A 16,771-nucleotide genomic window follows, 5' to 3' on the forward strand; every position below is an offset into this window, starting at 1 on the left:
TCATTGTTTATTTCTCATTTTTTGTGGCGCAAATCACGACAGTATCGTGAAACTAACAAAATAAAAGCCATTTTCGACATCGTAATTATGCCATTCGTTGTTTACTAGCGATAGTGAAACAGAAGGAATAAACGATGAATACATTACAAGTTCTATTGAAAGAGTTTTGCGAAATAAACGAGCTACCACCACTTTCTTTTTCTGAAGAAAATCGTTGCCAGTTATTGGTTGATGATCGTTACGTTATTTACTTTAGTGCGACAGAACAAAACGATCTTATTTTATCGGTGGCTTTTGGTGGGCTCGAAAAAAGCGGTGAACTGAGACTGAAAGGTCTCGAACTTCTCGCCCATGCTAATTATTTCGGTATTGCGGATGGGAGCTTAACGCTTTCACTTGCACCCAATGGTCGACAGTTGGTTCTTGCGGGGCGAAAGCCAATTGAGCATTTAAACGCAGCGAGCCTATCAACTTGGTTCCATGCCCTCAATGAGCAAACGCAACTCTGGCAGGTTCGATTTGCGATGCTAGACCAAGACCCAACCCAATTTATCAATCAAGAACAATCTCACGTTCAGACGCTTCGAGTTTAAGGAGTTCTCCCATGGTAAGTCCAACCAGCAAAATCAGTCAAAGCCCCGTTCCGAGCTTGGATCAATTCCGTTCTGTCGCGGCACAAAAAGATGATCGTGTGATCAGTAAGCGCGGTGAAGTCAAAGAGCCATCGACCTTCCATAAAGGGCAAAAATTCGCAGCGGTGAGTGAAAACGTGCTGCGCTCGAAATATCAAAAGTACTTCCAAGAAAACATTAAGACTCACTTAGATTTAAAACAGGCGCTGTTAAAAGAAGAAAAACCAGAAACGGCATTATTGGCGTTCTCTCTTGTTAGCCCATCAGGTTATCGCGGCGAGCCTTTGACTGAGCGTAAGATCCTTGAAGTCGTCAGCCTATTGGAAGAAGTAAAGGTTGACGGAAGCGCTTATGAAAATCTAAAAGGCACGTTCGATTCGATCAGCAAAGACCCACGTTTACAAGTCAGTATCGAAAACCAATACCCAGGAAAGATGGATGGCTTTGGCGCTGAGTTACTTGAGATGGCGAAAGAGAAGATTAAAGGGACTGGTGTCAACGCAGCGATTAACTTGGCGCTACCGGGTGTTGGCTTGTTGGTTGCCACTGGGCGTGAATTGCATAAAGCCGCCGTCAATGGTGATGCAGAGGCATACCACCACCAATTGGATCAAATTGCCCAGTTACCCGGTCGTGACCAAAGGTTGGCACTGCCAATGCAGCAAGCGCTTGCACATGGGCACGCAACTCTGTCGGCAGAAGGCGCGATTGGTGCCACGTTGGGTATGGCAACAGGTAGCCTTGGAGCATTTGGTGTTACCTCCGTAGGTACCGCAGGTGTACTTCCTGTAGCAAAAGAAGCTCTAGGCAGTGTGGCAGCATCGGGCTTAATCAGTGGCTCTGGTTTTGTTGCTGGTCAAGCTGGCTCTTACGGCTTGAACAACGAAGTTCAAGATCAACTTCGTCAAGAGCCGATGTCTGGCGTGTTACCACGTATTGAAGTGTCTAACAGCAAGGGTGACTTTACTTTCAGCATGCAAGATGCAGCATCAGTGCGCGCTTTAATGGCGTACTTAGGTCCAAAGGAAGACAAGTCTATGACATCGCCTCAAGCACCAAAAGAAGCGCAAGAAATGGAAGCTGCGCGTTTGACGCTCAAGAAGATGTTGGGCTCAGATGCTAGTGAGCATTTAGTACCAGATGTCGACCCTATACTTAAACTGAGTGTGGAAGATGCTCCAAGTCAAACTGAATCGGTGGCGAATGGTGCGTTTAAAAAACTGCTCAATGAAGATTGGGACTGGTTGATGCCAGCCGTCCGAGCCATTGATCAAGGTAAGGCACAAGATATCAATAAGACTTTGACCTACAAACTGCCTCTTGATGCAGCGAACGGACGCGTGTACTTGGATAAAAGCCCGAACCTTGATGATGGGCAACTTTCGGCGCTGGAAAAGCTAGGTTCACCAAGCCAACTACGTTTGATGTACTTAGCAGAAGGTTGGATTTAACTGATTTGGCTTTAAACCAAAGTCCGCAGTGAAACCCTAGCGAACAAGAAAACACAAAAGGGAGCAGATGCTCCCTTTTGTTTTTGATGAAAAACCGTCTAATGAAAAAAAGTCAAAACAACCGCGACCAAGGCTTGCTGTTGTAAAGACAAAACTTGCTTCTGCTTATTGCTCTTCAGATTGCTCCAAAGACGCAACCCAACGTAAGATCTCTGCGGTGGCTTCAATAAGATCGCCAGGTATGTATTGGTTTAGCTGGCCATCCGAATATAACGCACGTGCGAGTGGCACTTTCTGCATGACAGGAATCCCTTCTTCTTTGGCTATTGCAATCATGCGTTTCGCCATCGCATCGGTCTCTTTCAGGGTAATTACAGGTAGAGGTGTTTCGCCTTTCTTGTAGTACAAACCAATGGCAATGTGCGTTGGGTTTGTTACCAAAACATTTGAGCGTTTAACGTTATCTCTTTGGTTGGAGGCTTGCAGCTCTTGGTGCAACTGACGGCGCTTACTTTTGATTTCTGGACTGCCTTCCATCTCTTTGTATTCGCGCTTCACTTCATCCTTGGTCATCTTCAATTGTTTGGTGTGGTCAAACTTTTGGTAAGCAAAGTCGGCAGCAGCAATCACAATAAAACCAACTGCCGAAATGATCATTAATTGTTTGATTAGCACGCCAGTGATGGTCGGTACACACTCTAATCCACAGGTAGGAATTTGCAGTAAAGTGTTTAAGTTACCTTTTAACGTTACCCAAATAATGCATGAAAGCAGCGAAACTTTAAGGATCGACTTAATAAACTCAATAATGCTCTTTAACGAGAAAATTCGCTTGGCCCCTTCAACAGGGTTGATCTTCTTGATATCTGGTTTGACAGATTCGCCACTAAACAGAAAGCCGAACTGACCCATGTTCGCCATGATGGCAATGAGAGCGGCGACTAAGATGATCGGCGCGAGCAGATAAACCATTTCTTTGGCAATGGCGATTGCTACATCAAGAAGAGCATCTTGAAAGCCCTGATACGCCAGCTCACTTGGCAATAAAAGCAGGGCGGAGATATGCGACATATAGTAATCGGCAAACGCAAATAGCACGGTGATCAAAGCCAGAATCAACGCCGATGAAACGATTTCCTGACTTTTTGCAACTTGCCCTTTTTGACGGGCATCCCGGAGTTTTTTCGGGGTGGGGAGTTCTGTTTTTTCTCCGCTCATTACTGGGCCTGTTTATCTTTCGTAGTTAAATTTAGTTCAATCTAAAAGCGTTTTAATCATCGGAGAGGCGGAAGCTAGTGAACAGTCACCTATTCGCCTCTCTCCACCGTGTTCTTATGCGATCACCAAATGGTATTGAGCTGCTCTCTGAACAGTACAATTTCAGAGAAAAGTGCTTGAAAGTGATTCATCATCAACGCCAGGTACACAATCAACAACACACTGGCGATGGCACTTTTGATTGGCATTGCCAAGAAGAAAACGTTCAGCTGCGGTGCAAAACGGCTGATCAATGCCAGACCAAATTCGGCAAGGAACATCGCCAATACTAAAGGCGCAGACATCAATACCCCAAGCCACATTAATTGTTCGAACTGGGCATAGAAAAAGTGTACCCACTCTTCCGTTACGGACGGGAAAAAGCTGATGACGGGCCAAGAAGCATAACTGTTAAATAGCGCGTAAATAAAAGCGACAAAGCCACCGCCCGAGAAGAACAAGGTGATGAGAGTTTGAGTCAACAGTACTGCGGTTGGCGTCGATTGTGAGCCGAGGGTAGGGTTGAACATACTCGCCATTGCTGCGCCTCGTTGGTTATCCACGAGAAAGCCTGCCGCCTCGATTGCCCAAAAAGGGATCGCCGCAACAAAGCCAATCAGCAGACCTAACAGTACCTCTTTGCCCAAGATGATCATCAACCAGATCCCATCCGTTTCTGCGGGCAAATCCTGCTGGTTAATCATCGGAAAAATAAACAACGCAAGGGAGCACAAGACACCATTTCTCACCATGGTGCCGCCCAGAGTTTGCTTGTTTAAGATGGGCAGAAATATAAAGCAAGCCATTAACCTAGGAAGCGTTAAGCTGTATAGGAACAACGCTTGGTGCAAATCATCGTAACTCATCGTATTTGCGGGATTTTATCCAAAGCTAATGTTGCAAAGGCATGCAGTTCTGCGCCTAGCCACTGTGTGGTGACGAACAAGGTAATGATGACGGCGATCAGTTTAACGACAAAACCCAACGTCTGTTCCTGCACTTGAGTTAACGCCTGAATGAGCGAGACCAAAGTACCAACCAGCGCTGCAACGACAATCGGTGGTAAAGACAAGAACAGAACAAGCGTCAAAGCTTGAGTGGTAAAGTGGATTATTTCAGCCGGATTCATGCTTCTCTCCTTACTATCCGTAACTGAGCACTAAGCCATGAGTCAGCTTGGTCCAACCGTCTAGCAATACAAACAGCAGCAGTTTGAACGGTAGCGAGATCGTCATTGGCGATACCATCATCATGCCCATTGCCAATAGGATGTTGGACACGATTAGGTCGATTGCGATGAAAGGTAGGTACAACAAGAAACCAATCTCAAACGCCCTAGTCAACTCGCTTACCGTAAAGGCGGGGAGCAACAACAATAAGCTATCTGATTCCAAACGATCGACGTACTTTTGTGGCCACAATGTTCTTGCCGCATCGGTAAAAAACACCGATTCGGTTTCACGAATGTGCTTCTTCAAAAACTCACGATACGGTTGCAATCCGCTCTCAATCAGTCCTTCGATACTCTCGGAATCTTCTAGGGATATTTCATGCTGCGTCACGTAGTCATAGGTTTCAAAACCCACTGGTGCCATGATGAAGATCGACAGAATGATCGCCAATCCATAGAGCGCCATGTTAGGTGGTATTTGTTGTACACCCAGTGCGTTTCGCAATAGGGAAAACACCACCGCCAGCTTAACGAAAGAAGTCGCCATCATTGCAATGAAAGGAATCAAAGCAAGTAGGGCGAGTGTAACGATGAGGTTCAGTTCATCAGGTAACTGGATCATGCTGGCTCCTGACTACCACCAAACAGTTCGAGTACACGCACACCTAGGCGTTCATTAATGTTCACCAATTCGCACTCACCAATGATTTTGCCATTTGCTCGCATTGTCACTGGGTTAGAAATTGGTTGGTTAAGTTCAAAGGTAAAACCAGGTTGCAGAGCGTTAAGTTGCTCTAAAGTAATGGTCTGCTGACCAACATCAAACGTGAGTTCAATTGGTAGTTGCTGGTGGTCGGTAAGTGCTTCAGAGCTATTGATATCGTTCATATTGGTTTCTTTTTCTAGGATATGGAGTGTGGTTTCGTCGAGTTGGCATCGCCAAAGGTTTTGATTGGATACCTGAAAGAGCACTTGATGTTGTGCGATGTAGCAATCATCGAAGAACACCACATCGCCCAGTTCCAATTGTTCAAATTGACCGAGTGCTAAACGTGTTTTGCCAAAGCTCAGCCAGAACGGCAGCGCAATGTTTTGGCTTAGGTAAGACGGTGCTTGTGGCAAGGCGTCAATCAGCACATCTCGACCTTCATTTACCCATAGGCTAAGAGAGGCGTCATCACGGTTGATGGTAAGCATCAACACATTCTCTTGCTGAGCTTGCTGTTCATGAGGTTGCAACTTACTCAACACTGGCAGTTGCCCAAACAGACGCTTAATGACATCGGTGTAGGGCTCAATCTGACTGCTGAGTAGCGCCATTTGCAATGAGTTTGGCAGCGATTCAAATGCCGTTGAGTCAAGCATGCCATGTAGCCACTGTTGTAGCTGTGCACCACAAAAATCGATTTGAATCGTTTGTCCGCCAATGAGTAGCGTTAAACGGTAGCCCGAAAATTCAGGCTTTTGTCCAAGCGTGACCGACAGGCTGTTGCTCTGGCTATCTTGAAAGTGACATTGCTTCGCACACAGTTGGTTGCTTAGTGCGATGCTCGATGCGTCGACCTTGGGAAAATCAAGTATCATCGTTCGTCCTCAGGTTTCCATTCATCATAAATACTGCGTTGTTGTCGCGAGCGTTGTTGATCTTGTTGTTGGTTCATTTGTTCGCTGACCGAGATTCGAATTGGTTGGTCGATACCCAAGCGTTGCAAGCGCTCAACCAATTCTTGTTTAGCGTTTTGATTGATCAGTGACAGGGCATGCTCTTGCTTGATCAGGACGCTGTAACCAGAACTGTCATGTTTAATCGAGATCTCGCCACCTTTTAACTGACCTTCATTGAGAAGCAGTCGGACTTCCTTCTCGTTCGCACTTGGCAAAGACACATAGATCTTGTCAACCAACTTGCTGATCAGCTCGTTCACATCTCTTGCCGAACTTTGTGGTGCTTGTGCCTCCATACTCTTGAGGATCACATCACCTTGGGTGGTCGGCTGGCTTATATTCGACGCCGAGAACAGTTTGGTGTCGGCTTCAGGCGTCGAATGATGTAAATCAATGTGCTTCGAGTGTTTTAGCTTCTCTTCAAACGCTGACAACGCAGCTTTCGCTTCTGCATTAGTTTGCGCGTTACTTAAAGTGCCTGCTTCTTTTGTTGTCGTATCTGGCTTTTGTCGCTGACCATTTAATACGTTTTGCACGGCGGTAGCAGCTTTGCCATCAAGCTGGATTGGCGTTGGTTGACTATTCAAGTCTTTTTGGAAACCGCCAATAATGGCTTTAGGATCGTGATACAGACCATCAAGAGATGCGGTTGAACCTGCTGAATCAGCTTGGTTATCACGAGTCGTTTTTTCTTTTGTTGCTGAGGAACCGACGGATTGGTTTTTCACAATGATTTCCTCTTGCTGCTGTGCATGTTTACCTGCCATATTACTCAGAGGCGCTTTTTCAGATAGAGATTGAGCAGCGTCTTTATCGTTGTTTTCGGCAGGAGATTTGTCCTTGCTTGGGCGCTCTGTTATCCCTGTATTGTGCAAGCTGTTCTCATGCTTTATGCGTTCTTTATCGCCAATCGCTTGCTCGACTAACGAGTTAGGCTTAACGGGTTTTGTGATATCTGATTCCGCTTCTGTCGCGGTCTTTGGCTGTTCTACAACATCACTGTTCGAAGCGTCTTTTGAAGCTTGATGATTTGTGCCTAGCGTAGAGTCTTTTTCTAACGGAGAAAGATTGGCTTTAGCAGCATGTTTCGCACTGTCTGAACTGTCAGCACCGTTTGTACTGCCAGCTTTGTCCGTTTTTTCAGAAGAAGCTTGGTCTTTGGCTCTTTCTTGCTGAAGATTGTTAGGCTGAGCTTTAGGCTTCAGGGGCTCGAACTTATCTAAACTCAATGCCGCTTTGTACAAACGAGTCGTCTCTTGACCATGCTCCGCTTCTGACGGCATTGGCTTAAGAGCGTTGTTAAAGCGAGACTCAAGTTCTTCAGAGATGTTGCTTGTTGGACTCTGTTGACCTTGTTGTGAGAATTCTGTTGTGCTTGGGTGATCGTGTTTGACTCGCATCTTTACCTTCTATGAAACAACGACGCTACGAAACTCTTCCTGTTCGAGCTCTTCCTGGTACTGCACTTGACGCATTTGTTCAGCAATTTCTTGTTCGTTTAGCTGAATGAATTTTTCTTTTGTTTTATGAGCGGCAAGGGCTTCTTGTTTTCTTTCTTTAAGCCGTTGGTTTTCTTGTTCTAATGCTTTTTTTGCCTCTGCGGCACGTTGTTTTAAATCTGCTTCTCTCTCCCTTAATAGCGCGATTTCTTGGCGTAATATTTCAAGCTCTTTTAGTACCACCGTTTTCTGCTTCGCTTTGGCAAACCGTCGCTCTTCTTCCTCTTTTCGCCATTGGTGATAATCGACCACGGACTGCTCGGCTTTTCGCAATAAAGAAAGCGCACTATTGACTCGATACTCTTGCTGCTGAACGGCACTGTCTGCTCGATCCGCTCGAATCTTTTTTATCTCTAGTAACTGCTCGATCATAAGCCCGCCAGTCCTCGTAACTGAGTCACGGTTTCGTCGAGTTCACTTGGTTCGTGTGTGCCTTGGCGCAAAAATGCTCGGATATCATCACCTTGTGCAATTGCCATATCCGCGCGGCTGTCAGCGCCATGTTGGTATTCACCAATTTTGATCAGCAGTTCCACTTCTTCATATTTCGCCAACATTTCACGCATATGAGCTGCCGACGCTTGATGAGTTTTGTCCACGATTTGGTTCATCACACGGCTCGCGGAGCGAAGTACATCAATAGCTGGGTAGTGGTTCATCGCTGCCAGTTTGCGAGAAAGAATGATGTGACCATCCAGTATCGAACGGGTCTCATCGGCAACTGGCTCTGTCATATCGTCACCTTCTACAAGCACGGTATACAGCGCGGTGATGGAACCTTTGTCTGATTGACCCGCACGTTCCATCAGTTTTGGTAGTGCAGCAAAAACAGAGGGCGGATAGCCTCGTCGTGTTGGTGGTTCACCAGCAGCCAAGCCAATCTCACGCTGAGCTCGGGCAAAGCGCGTCACTGAATCCATAAGCAGCAAGACACGTTTACCTTGGTCTCGGAAGTACTCCGCGATAGAGGTCGCGACAAACGCTGCTTTGGCACGTTCCATTGCTGGTCTGTCGGAGGTCGCAACAACCAATACTGACCTTGCCATGCCTTCTTCACCAAGGTCGTGCTCGATAAATTCTCTTACCTCACGCCCCCTCTCACCGATAAGGGCGAGGACCGTTACATCAACATCGGCAGAGCGAATAAGTTTCGCGAGTAGGGTACTTTTACCACCGCCCGCTGCCGCAAAAATACCCATCCTTTGTCCTTCGCCACAGGTGAGCAATCCGTCTATCGAACGAACCCCCATGGAAATGGGTTTCTCGATCAGTTTTCTCTGCATCGGCGGCGGCGCGTCTCTGTAAACCGGATACCAAGCACTCGGCTCTTTGCTTTGGGCACCATCAAACGGTCGACCCAGACCATCCAGAATCTTCCCTAACAGGTGATCACCAACACCCACTTCGTGCATCTTCCCAAGCGGGCTTACTTCGGTATTGGAGGAAATACCAAACATGTTGCCAAGTGGGGTGAGTAACGCGTGATGTTGTTGAAAGCCAACCACTTCCGCTAGCAGCGACAAGGTTTGATCCGGGTTACGCAACTCACAAAGTTCACCGACACGTACACCTGGCACCACGGCTTTGATGATGGTGCCGGTAACTTGAGTAACTCGACCGCGGATTTGGATCAAACGTGTCTGTTTGATTGCAGATTGTTGGGTTTCGGTGATGTATGAGAAGTCGTTCAATTTAGGAAAACATGCGCAATAACTGATGCTGAGAGAATAAAAAGGATGGTGCAGTATTTATAGTGACTATTGGTCGGGAGTTTTTAGAAAACTTAAAACGCCCTAAAAAAACACGTCTGATTTTGACAGCCCGTTGCAAATGCAATTCTTATAATTCGCTCATATTGTACGAAAGGAGTGCAAGTGAATGAGTATTATCAATAATCAAATTACAACGGGTAACAAGTTTGACACGCCAATTCGAAGCGGTCTTGAGTCTTCACGTTCTGGGGAGTCAATTGGTGGCAACTATCGAGGCGAAACTGTCCGTGTACACAATGCTACTCAATCACTGTTTGACGCGATGGAAGAGCTGACGTCATTAGGCTCAGAAAAAGCGGAAAAAGATCTGACCAAACGCAAAGTGAAAGATGGCGGTATTCGCGTTAATGAAGCCCACGAGTTGGTTTCTGATTACCTAAGAAAAGTGCCTGATCTTGAGAAGAACCAAAAGATCAAAGACCTTGCTGCCAAAATGGCAAGTGGCAACTTATCAACAATTGCCCAGTTACAAGCGTACCTTAATGGTTTTTCTGAAGAGAAAAGCCACCAGTACCTTGCATTAAAAGCGGTCAAAAAGTTTCTTGGCGCTAACCCAGAAAGTAAGAACCTACTGGCGCTGATCGACCAAGCCCTTCTGAACTTTGAGCAAAACCCAGATTCATGGTCTCAAATTGATACTGAAATTCGCGTATCCAGTTTTGCAGACGAATACAGCCAAGAACAAGGCTTCAGCAGTTTGCACCAACTGCGTGGTTTCTATCGCGACACCGTACATAGCTACCAAGGTTTAGGCTCAGCATACAAGGATGTGGTTGAGCGCTTTGGTGAAAAAGAGGTGTCTACGGCGGTCGACTTTATGTTGCAAGGCATGAGTGCTGACTTAAGCGTTCAAGGTAGCAATATCGACTCAGTTAAGTTGCAGCTTTTGATGTCAGATATGCAAAAGCTTAAAACGCTGAACACCCTTCAAGACCAAGTTGGCAATCTCTATCAGATGTTTAAACCTCAGCAGGCAAGCCATGGCTTATCAAGTTACTGATTTGATGTCAGATGTCATTGCTTTGGTTGAGCAGCGCTGGGTGGGCAGTGAAGAGATCTGGAACTTAGCGAATGCCATGGAATTGGAATCCACCGAGCGAAAAATTAGCTTTTTCAGAGAGCTGCATAAACTGGTTCGGCATATCCCAATTGATGTGTTTAACGATGAAGAACAGCGACAAAACCTAATACAAGCCGTGCAAAAAGCGCTTGATGAAGCGATTGATTTAGAAGAAGAGGAAATGTGGGACGATGAATTGGATTGATGCGTCAGTGGATGATTTTTGCCGAGGAATGGGGCTTGACGCTGTGGATTTCTCGTCAGCAGGACGTGTTCAGTTGAGCTTTGAACAGAGCGGTACTTTGCACCTTGAGAAGCATCAGGACTGTTTGTTTCTGATGTTGGCGAAAGCGCTGCCGTGGCATCAATCTAATGAGCCGATCAAGAAGGCACTGAGCTTTTGCCATGCAGGGCAAGGTTGGCCATTTACCATTAAAACTGGCTTGCTCGATGAACAGACGCTGGTTTTCTCTGCGCAAATTGAAGGTGATGAAGTGACATTGCCAACCATCGAACAAGCATTCGCGCTCTTGGTTCGCTTACACAATGATGTGGCGAATTCATGAGTAGAATTAGTACGTTAAACGTTGGTATTGAAGGCTTTACTCATGTCTCTCTTGAGCAAGTTGAAAACGATTTCCCACAGCGTTTTCAACTGTTGCCTGATGGTCAAGCCATCGCGACACACTTAGAGAAACTGTATGAGCTTCGCCCATCTGAGCAGTACTTGATGTCGCTCGCCAAGCCAAAGCTTACCCATTCAGAGCTACTTCGCCCAGACAAGTATCGTCAGCAGTTTGATACGACTCAGCAGCGACTTCAGGAATTGGCACAGCAAAACGGTTCCCATGCGCTTTCCCAAGCGGTGGAAACGCTGCAAAACACGCAATTAGACCAACGTTATCTCACCATGGCGTTGAATCTACTGATTCAGGTTTAAGCCCCATGTTGCAAACAAAAGATGTGGAGCTATTGCTTATCCACGCTGCACTCCAAGTTCAATATCAAAAGCCCGAACAGGCGATCACGTTGCTGGACGCGTTGTTGGAAATCGAACCAGAGCATCAAGAAGCTCGCCAAACATTGGCGGTGGCATGCCTGAATTCTGGTCGTTACACCCGTTCAATCGAGCTGTGCGAAAGCTTATTGGAAGCAAACAACTCAAATAAAGCGGGCTTATGGTTTTGTCTCAGCCAAGCGCGCTGGAAACAAAATGATGTTGAGGGCGCACGCCGTGCTCATCGACGTTATCTGAAATCTCTAAATAGTGAATCAAATGAATAAGTTGATCGATATTCTAAACAAAGTTGGACAACGCAAAGACATCATGCTCGCCGTGATGCTATTGGCGATCGTCTTTATGATGATTTTGCCTTTACCGACGGCATTGGTGGATGTACTAATCGGTACCAACATGAGTATAGCGGTCGTCCTTTTGATGCTTGCTATCTACATTACCTCACCGCTGGAATTCTCTGCATTCCCGGCGGTTCTTTTGATCACAACGCTGTTTCGCTTGTCACTTTCTATTACGACAACGCGACTTATCCTTCTGCAAGGCGACGCCGGTCAGATCGTTTATACCTTCGGTAACTTCGTAGTTGGCGGTAACTTGGTCGTGGGTATCGTGGTGTTCCTGATCATCACCATCGTTCAGTTTATGGTGATCACCAAAGGTTCTGAAAGGGTTGCGGAAGTCAGTGCTCGATTCTCCCTTGATGCGATGCCGGGTAAGCAGATGAGTATCGACGGCGATATGCGTGCTGGAGTGATCGACGTTCATGAGGCACGTCATCGTCGTTCATTGATTGAAAAAGAAAGCCAAATGTACGGTTCGATGGACGGTGCAATGAAGTTCGTAAAAGGGGACTCCATTGCCGGTCTGGTGATCATCGTGGTGAACATTCTGGGTGGTGTGACCATTGGTGTGACTCAAAAGGGCATGTCAGCGTCTGAAGCGCTTGAACTGTTTGCTATTTTGACCGTCGGTGATGGCCTGGTATCGCAGATTCCGGCGCTGTTTATCGCTATTACGGCCGGTATTATCGTTACACGTGTTTCAAATGAAGATTCCTCTGACCTAGGTTCAGATATCGGTGGTCAGGTTACCGCGCAACCAAGAGCTTTATTAATTGGTGGTGTCCTATTGGTGCTGTTTGCACTCATTCCAGGCTTCCCGAAAATCACTTTCCTTGTGCTTGCCGTTGTTGTAGGCGGTGGTGGTTTCTTCTTGTTCTATCAACAGAGAAAGCAAAGCGAATCTGACAGTTCTGACCTACCTAGTTTTGTCGCCCAAGGGGCGGGCTCGCCAGCCGCCAAACCGAATAAACCAACCCCTTCTCGCAACAGCAAAGGCAAATTGGGCGAGCAAGAAGAGTTTGCGATGACAGTACCGCTACTCATCGACTTGGATTCTCGCTTACAAGAGAGCCTAGAAGCTGTGGCATTAAATGATGAACTCGCACGAGTCAGACGCGCGCTGTACCTCGATCTAGGTGTGCCATTCCCGGGCATCCACTTGCGATTTAATGAAGGGATGAGCAACGGTGAATACCTGATTCAATTGCAAGAAGTACCAGTTGCTCGCGGTCGAATTGAAAGCGAAAAATTGCTGGTGACAGAGGGCAATGAGCAGATCGATTTACTGGGTGTGCCTTACGAAAACGATGACGACTTTCTGCCGGGCATTGCGAGTATTTGGGTTGACCACAGTCACCGAGAAAAATTGCAAAACAGCCATGTGGGCTTTTTGACTCCCGACCGCATTCTGACTTACCACCTGTCTCACGTACTGAAAGAGTACGCGCAAGACTTTATCGGTATTCAAGAGACCCGTTACTTGCTTGAACAAATGGAAGGCAGCTACTCCGAATTAGTGAAAGAAGCGCAACGTATTGTGCCTCTACAAAAGATGACGGAAATCCTGCAACGCCTCGTTTCTGAAGATATTTCTATTCGTAACTTACGTGTGATCTTAGAAGCAATGGTTGAGTGGGGACAAAAAGAGAAAGACGTGGTTCAACTGACGGAATACATCCGTTCCAGCTTGAAACGCTACATCTGTTACAAGTATGCCAGCGGTCAAAACATGCTGCCTGCGTATCTGTTGGATCAGAGCTTGGAAGATACGATCCGTAACGGTATTCGCCAGACTTCAGCGGGCAGCTACTTAGCGCTTGACCCTTCTGTGACTCAACAGTTTGTCAGCGACGTTAAGCAAACCATCGGTGATTTGAGCCGCATGCCAAATAAACCTGTGCTGGTGGTGTCGATGGATGTGCGTCGTTACGTACGTAAATTGATTGAATCTGAATACTACGAACTGCCAGTGTTGTCGTTCCAAGAACTGACGCAGCAAATCAATATTCAACCGCTGGGAAGGGTAGGAATGTAATGGCGTGTGAACTCGCTCAGTCTTTAATGGCGTCAGGAATCGAAGTGACGCCTTACTTTTGGCAGAAAAGCACCATCTTGCTCGGGCAACGATACGAGTGCGACGGTATGGAACTGGTATTCCGAGTAGAAGAAGGTGAAATCATCATCGTACTGCTGCGAAGAGTCAGCCCTAATCAAGGTTTGAGCAATCCTTTCTCTGCCCTGTTTTTGCTCGCAGAACACGCGATCCGATTGTACCCACTCGATTGGAGCATTCGCGGCAACGTTGACGTATTGCGAGGCAGCAATATGAGTAGCCAAAGATTAGCGCAGTTCTATTTAAGAGCCTGTGGGGCGAGCCACGATGAACAAGAAGATTGGTACTTTTTGCGCCTCAGTGATTACCGCCCACTTAAAAAGAGAAAAAAGTAAAAACTCTCGACTGTTACTGACAGCATCCAAGAGATGCTTCGCTTTAAGATAGGTATCAAGATGAAGCAACCCTTTACCGAAACCATTGAAAAATCAGAACTTGCTATCCGTAATGCGGAAGATAGAACTGATGTCTTCAATGAATTACTTGAAGGATTAGGCGTTGGTCCAGTAGCAGGCAATATTCTGCTCGATGGGTTAAATGCTTCGCCCCAATTGATGAAACAAGCAGAGCATGAACTGCTTGAAGAAGTACAACGCCGCAGACAACAACAGCATCAAGTGCAAGCCACGAGTACCAAAGGCTCTAGGCGCAAGCGACCAACAATGATGCGTGGCATGGTGATCTAGAGGTTTCTAAATGACGGATATGACAACCATGAACTCTGTATCTGGAGTTCTAAATACAGCAACGAATCGTGACTCTCAAGCCTCTTTCCAGCAGCGTTTGGTAGAGACCCTTTCTCCAATTCTAGGCGATTCCGATGCAGCTCAATTAGAGTCTTTGATTCGCCAATTACCAATGGTAGTTGGGCGCACCGAACAAGAAAGTTTGGACCTATATGCAGATTCATTACGCACGCTGCTAGAAAAGCAAGCCGCCTTTACGGGGACTGCTGCCGCTGAGACTGCTGCGCATTGGATGCAGTCATTGCAACACCAAGCGGTGAATGGTCAGATTGCGCCTCAAGACGTAGTGACTGGCGTAAACAACACGCTCGCGCATCAATTCCAGTCTTGGTTCGATAAGCAATTAAAAGATACGGTCGACAGCTCGCTTCCAACAGATTTTATCAATGAGTTTCGTTTAGGCAGCCAAAGCACCCAAGCGCAGCAAATTGCAGCCCTAGATGCGAGCGCGCTTACAGCCGCGACAGCAGAGATCAGTAAATTTGTAGACGCTCTTGCGCAGCAAATGAGCTCTAGCGAAGTCCGTGATAGTGCGATTTCATTTCTGCGCAATGCCTTTCGTAATCTAGGCTCGGTAGACATCAACGGGATCAAGAACTCGGACTACTTGCTAACGCAAGAAAGCTTCAGTGCAGCGGTTACAGCTCAACTGGTTACTTCTTTGGACAGCGTAGGCATCACGTTAAGTAACAGTGATGCTAAGGCTTTGGCAGATAAGATTGCTTGGATTCCAGGTATGTCCAAGCAAGAGCTTACCGGTGCATTAAATGGCCTAGCAAAACAAGTGAAAGGTCAGTACGAAAACGAATACGGGGCAGGACAGGTTGGTCAACTGCAAAACGTGCTTAATGCCGTGGTAGCAAACCTCAAGAACTCCCCAAATGCGATAACACTTTCGAGTTTGTTTTCTAGCATTGCGGTAAGCCTTGTGAACACGCAAGTCGATACGTTTTACGGTAACCTCCATAAGGTACAGAAATACCAAGCGACGCAAGATCAGGTTGATCTAATCAAACAAAATACTGCACGAGACATAAACCTGCTATTTGAGAAGATTGTTGCCAGAAAAGACATTGGTACTGATTTCATTACGCGTCATCAAAAAATGATGGAGAACCTTAGCAAGTTAAATACGCGCTTGAGCAAAATCTCAGAAGAAGAAAAGAAGATAACCACAGGAGCTGACGGGAAAGAGCACGCTGATGTTAAAGCGGAACACTCTCTGACTGCTCGCGATTTACTGTCTGTGATTGAATCCAGCATTGGTGATCGCTTTGATGAGCGTGTGCTGTTTGCTTTAAACGAACGTCGCGTTAACCGACTTGAAAAACGAGATCAGCAAAAAGAGGAACTTCAGTCTTATACAGCAAGGCTAAAAATCTTTGGTGAAGTACAGTCTCAGATACATATCAAGCAAAGTGGAAGCGGTACTTATGGTGAAGGTTACAACCCTGAAAGTTATAAATTTAACCACACCAGTTTTAACTACAGTACTCCAGAAGAATTTCATAAGTCACCTGAGTTTAAACATCTAAGTGAAGTTTTTCGAAGTGACAAAGGCTGGGGGCAACCTGGACCAGGTAAGAGAGCGAATATATATCAAGATTATATCGATTTTGACGCGATAAACAGAGACAAGGTTAACTTGTCTAGTGTCATCGAGAGTCGAAATGGAACAGATGTTCGATTCATTTTTACTAAAGAGAATGTCGAGAAATACATCAAGCCAGAATTTCGACATCCATCTGGTGGAATTCAGCCTTCACCCGAAGACGTACTAAAGGTCACACACCGTATGTTTTTGAGATATGAAGGTATTGATGCAAAAAATGAGAATTATCAAAATGGCGAGAAATCCAAAAAATTGTCTGATTTCTCTAGTTCTGTCAGTGATAAATCCAAGTTGCTTAACGATGAAGTGCAAATCAAAACCACTGAGCTGAACGACACCAGTTCTCAATACAACTCTACCGTTGAAGCTATGAACAAGTTTGTTCAGAAGTACCACAGTATTTTACAAGAAATCCTACGAGCGATTTAAGGATA

19 protein-coding genes are annotated in these 16,771 nt (G+C 46.1%); 11 read left to right on the forward strand and 8 right to left on the reverse strand.

What is annotated here, in order from left to right:
* The first annotated feature begins 134 nt into the window (after positions 1 to 134).
* Both OH463_RS01645 and OH463_RS01650 read left to right on the forward strand, forming a co-directional pair.
* Positions 135 to 593: a CesT family type III secretion system chaperone gene (locus OH463_RS01645; RefSeq protein ID WP_269990355.1), complete on the forward strand. Its 459-nt coding sequence runs from the start codon at positions 135 to 137 to the stop codon at positions 591 to 593.
* 11 nt (positions 594 to 604) lie between these two features.
* Positions 605 to 2,083: a cation transporter gene (locus OH463_RS01650; protein ID WP_045488059.1), complete on the forward strand. Its 1,479-nt coding sequence runs from the start codon at positions 605 to 607 to the stop codon at positions 2,081 to 2,083.
* A 165-nt stretch (positions 2,084 to 2,248) separates the two neighbouring features.
* Here OH463_RS01650 and sctU read toward each other — a convergent pair whose 3' ends face one another.
* The 8 genes from sctU to vscN all read right to left on the reverse strand — a co-directional run bounded on the left by sctU (position 2,249) and on the right by vscN (position 9,366).
* Entirely contained in the window at positions 2,249 to 3,301 is a 1,053-nt protein-coding gene (gene sctU, locus OH463_RS01655; RefSeq protein WP_005450246.1) for a type III secretion system export apparatus subunit SctU, read from the reverse strand.
* Between the two features lie 122 nt (positions 3,302 to 3,423).
* A complete protein-coding gene (sctT, locus tag OH463_RS01660; RefSeq protein WP_005441782.1) occupies positions 3,424 to 4,206 on the reverse strand; it encodes a type III secretion system export apparatus subunit SctT in 783 nt (260 codons plus the stop codon).
* A complete protein-coding gene (gene vscS, locus OH463_RS01665) occupies positions 4,203 to 4,469 on the reverse strand; it encodes a SctS family type III secretion system export apparatus subunit VscS (protein WP_005441784.1) in 267 nt (88 codons plus the stop codon). Before vscS ends, sctT begins: the two co-directional genes overlap by 4 nt.
* Positions 4,470 to 4,482: 13 nt before the next feature.
* Positions 4,483 to 5,133 (reverse strand): SctR family type III secretion system export apparatus subunit VscR, encoded by a 651-nt coding sequence (gene vscR / locus OH463_RS01670; protein ID WP_005426130.1) that lies wholly within the window; start codon positions 5,131 to 5,133, stop codon positions 4,483 to 4,485.
* A complete protein-coding gene (sctQ, locus tag OH463_RS01675) occupies positions 5,130 to 6,095 on the reverse strand; it encodes a type III secretion system cytoplasmic ring protein SctQ (RefSeq protein ID WP_017188264.1) in 966 nt (321 codons plus the stop codon). Before sctQ ends, vscR begins: the two co-directional genes overlap by 4 nt.
* Positions 6,092 to 7,576, reverse strand: a complete 1,485-nt coding sequence (locus OH463_RS01680) for a type III secretion system needle length determinant (RefSeq protein ID WP_017188263.1) — start codon at positions 7,574 to 7,576, stop codon at positions 6,092 to 6,094. Before OH463_RS01680 ends, sctQ begins: the two co-directional genes overlap by 4 nt.
* 9 nt (positions 7,577 to 7,585) lie before the next feature.
* Entirely contained in the window at positions 7,586 to 8,047 is a 462-nt protein-coding gene (locus OH463_RS01685; RefSeq protein ID WP_005441793.1) for a type III secretion protein, read from the reverse strand.
* Positions 8,044 to 9,366 (reverse strand): SctN family type III secretion system ATPase VscN, encoded by a 1,323-nt coding sequence (gene vscN / locus OH463_RS01690; protein ID WP_269990357.1) that lies wholly within the window; start codon positions 9,364 to 9,366, stop codon positions 8,044 to 8,046. Before vscN ends, OH463_RS01685 begins: the two co-directional genes overlap by 4 nt.
* A 187-nt stretch (positions 9,367 to 9,553) precedes the next feature.
* Between vscN and sctW the strand changes: the two genes are divergently transcribed.
* From sctW to OH463_RS01735, 9 genes are read left to right on the forward strand one after another with little or no spacing between them, the layout of a single operon-like run.
* A complete protein-coding gene (sctW, locus tag OH463_RS01695; RefSeq protein ID WP_005441804.1) occupies positions 9,554 to 10,447 on the forward strand; it encodes a type III secretion system gatekeeper subunit SctW in 894 nt (297 codons plus the stop codon).
* Positions 10,428 to 10,712, forward strand: coding sequence for a TyeA family type III secretion system gatekeeper subunit (locus OH463_RS01700; RefSeq protein WP_005441806.1), 285 nt, complete (start codon positions 10,428 to 10,430; stop codon positions 10,710 to 10,712). Before sctW ends, OH463_RS01700 begins: the two co-directional genes overlap by 20 nt.
* Entirely contained in the window at positions 10,699 to 11,073 is a 375-nt protein-coding gene (gene sycN, locus OH463_RS01705; RefSeq protein WP_005441809.1) for a type III secretion chaperone SycN, read from the forward strand. The genes OH463_RS01700 and sycN overlap by 14 nt, the downstream gene beginning before the upstream one ends.
* The gene (vscX, locus tag OH463_RS01710) at positions 11,070 to 11,447 is read left to right on the forward strand and encodes a type III secretion system protein VscX (RefSeq protein WP_005441811.1); all 378 of its coding nucleotides are present in this window, start codon (positions 11,070 to 11,072) and stop codon (positions 11,445 to 11,447) included. The genes sycN and vscX overlap by 4 nt, the downstream gene beginning before the upstream one ends.
* Before the next feature lie 5 nt (positions 11,448 to 11,452).
* On the forward strand, positions 11,453 to 11,791 hold the full coding sequence (vscY, locus tag OH463_RS01715) for a type III secretion system chaperone VscY (RefSeq protein WP_005441813.1): 339 nt from the start codon (positions 11,453 to 11,455) through the stop codon (positions 11,789 to 11,791).
* Positions 11,775 to 13,901, forward strand: a complete 2,127-nt coding sequence (vcrD, locus tag OH463_RS01720) for a SctV family type III secretion system export apparatus subunit VcrD (protein ID WP_101959964.1) — start codon at positions 11,775 to 11,777, stop codon at positions 13,899 to 13,901. Before vscY ends, vcrD begins: the two co-directional genes overlap by 17 nt.
* Entirely contained in the window at positions 13,901 to 14,314 is a 414-nt protein-coding gene (locus OH463_RS01725) for an LcrR family type III secretion system chaperone (RefSeq protein ID WP_005450234.1), read from the forward strand. The genes vcrD and OH463_RS01725 overlap by 1 nt, the downstream gene beginning before the upstream one ends.
* A gap of 60 nt (positions 14,315 to 14,374) precedes the next feature.
* Complete coding sequence (locus OH463_RS01730) at positions 14,375 to 14,665, forward strand: LcrG family type III secretion system chaperone (protein ID WP_005441819.1); 291 nt, start codon at positions 14,375 to 14,377, stop codon at positions 14,663 to 14,665.
* 10 nt (positions 14,666 to 14,675) lie between these two features.
* The gene (locus tag OH463_RS01735; protein ID WP_269990360.1) at positions 14,676 to 16,766 is read left to right on the forward strand and encodes a virulence-associated V antigen; all 2,091 of its coding nucleotides are present in this window, start codon (positions 14,676 to 14,678) and stop codon (positions 16,764 to 16,766) included.
* Positions 16,767 to 16,771 lie beyond the last annotated feature (5 nt).

Origin of the sequence: Vibrio sp. NFR, assembly GCF_027587095.1 — a bacterium.
Lineage (GTDB): Bacteria > Pseudomonadota > Gammaproteobacteria > Enterobacterales > Vibrionaceae > Vibrio > Vibrio harveyi.

Coding starts and splice junctions, on each gene's coding strand:
- OH463_RS01735 (WP_269990360.1), top strand. CDS start 14,676: ATGACGGATATGACAACCATGAACTCTGTATCTGGAGTTCTAAATACA.
- OH463_RS01645 (WP_269990355.1), top strand. CDS start 135: ATGAATACATTACAAGTTCTATTGAAAGAGTTTTGCGAAATAAACGAG.
- vscS (WP_005441784.1), bottom strand. CDS start 4,469: ATGAATCCGGCTGAAATAATCCACTTTACCACTCAAGCTTTGACGCTT.
- sctW (WP_005441804.1), top strand. CDS start 9,554: ATGAGTATTATCAATAATCAAATTACAACGGGTAACAAGTTTGACACG.
- sctT (WP_005441782.1), bottom strand. CDS start 4,206: ATGAGTTACGATGATTTGCACCAAGCGTTGTTCCTATACAGCTTAACG.
- OH463_RS01680 (WP_017188263.1), bottom strand. CDS start 7,576: ATGCGAGTCAAACACGATCACCCAAGCACAACAGAATTCTCACAACAA.
- OH463_RS01650 (WP_045488059.1), top strand. CDS start 605: ATGGTAAGTCCAACCAGCAAAATCAGTCAAAGCCCCGTTCCGAGCTTG.
- OH463_RS01685 (WP_005441793.1), bottom strand. CDS start 8,047: ATGATCGAGCAGTTACTAGAGATAAAAAAGATTCGAGCGGATCGAGCA.
- sctQ (WP_017188264.1), bottom strand. CDS start 6,095: ATGATACTTGATTTTCCCAAGGTCGACGCATCGAGCATCGCACTAAGC.
- vscR (WP_005426130.1), bottom strand. CDS start 5,133: ATGATCCAGTTACCTGATGAACTGAACCTCATCGTTACACTCGCCCTA.
- sctU (WP_005450246.1), bottom strand. CDS start 3,301: ATGAGCGGAGAAAAAACAGAACTCCCCACCCCGAAAAAACTCCGGGAT.
- OH463_RS01725 (WP_005450234.1), top strand. CDS start 13,901: ATGGCGTGTGAACTCGCTCAGTCTTTAATGGCGTCAGGAATCGAAGTG.
- OH463_RS01700 (WP_005441806.1), top strand. CDS start 10,428: ATGGCTTATCAAGTTACTGATTTGATGTCAGATGTCATTGCTTTGGTT.
- vscY (WP_005441813.1), top strand. CDS start 11,453: ATGTTGCAAACAAAAGATGTGGAGCTATTGCTTATCCACGCTGCACTC.
- OH463_RS01730 (WP_005441819.1), top strand. CDS start 14,375: ATGAAGCAACCCTTTACCGAAACCATTGAAAAATCAGAACTTGCTATC.
- sycN (WP_005441809.1), top strand. CDS start 10,699: ATGAATTGGATTGATGCGTCAGTGGATGATTTTTGCCGAGGAATGGGG.
- vscX (WP_005441811.1), top strand. CDS start 11,070: ATGAGTAGAATTAGTACGTTAAACGTTGGTATTGAAGGCTTTACTCAT.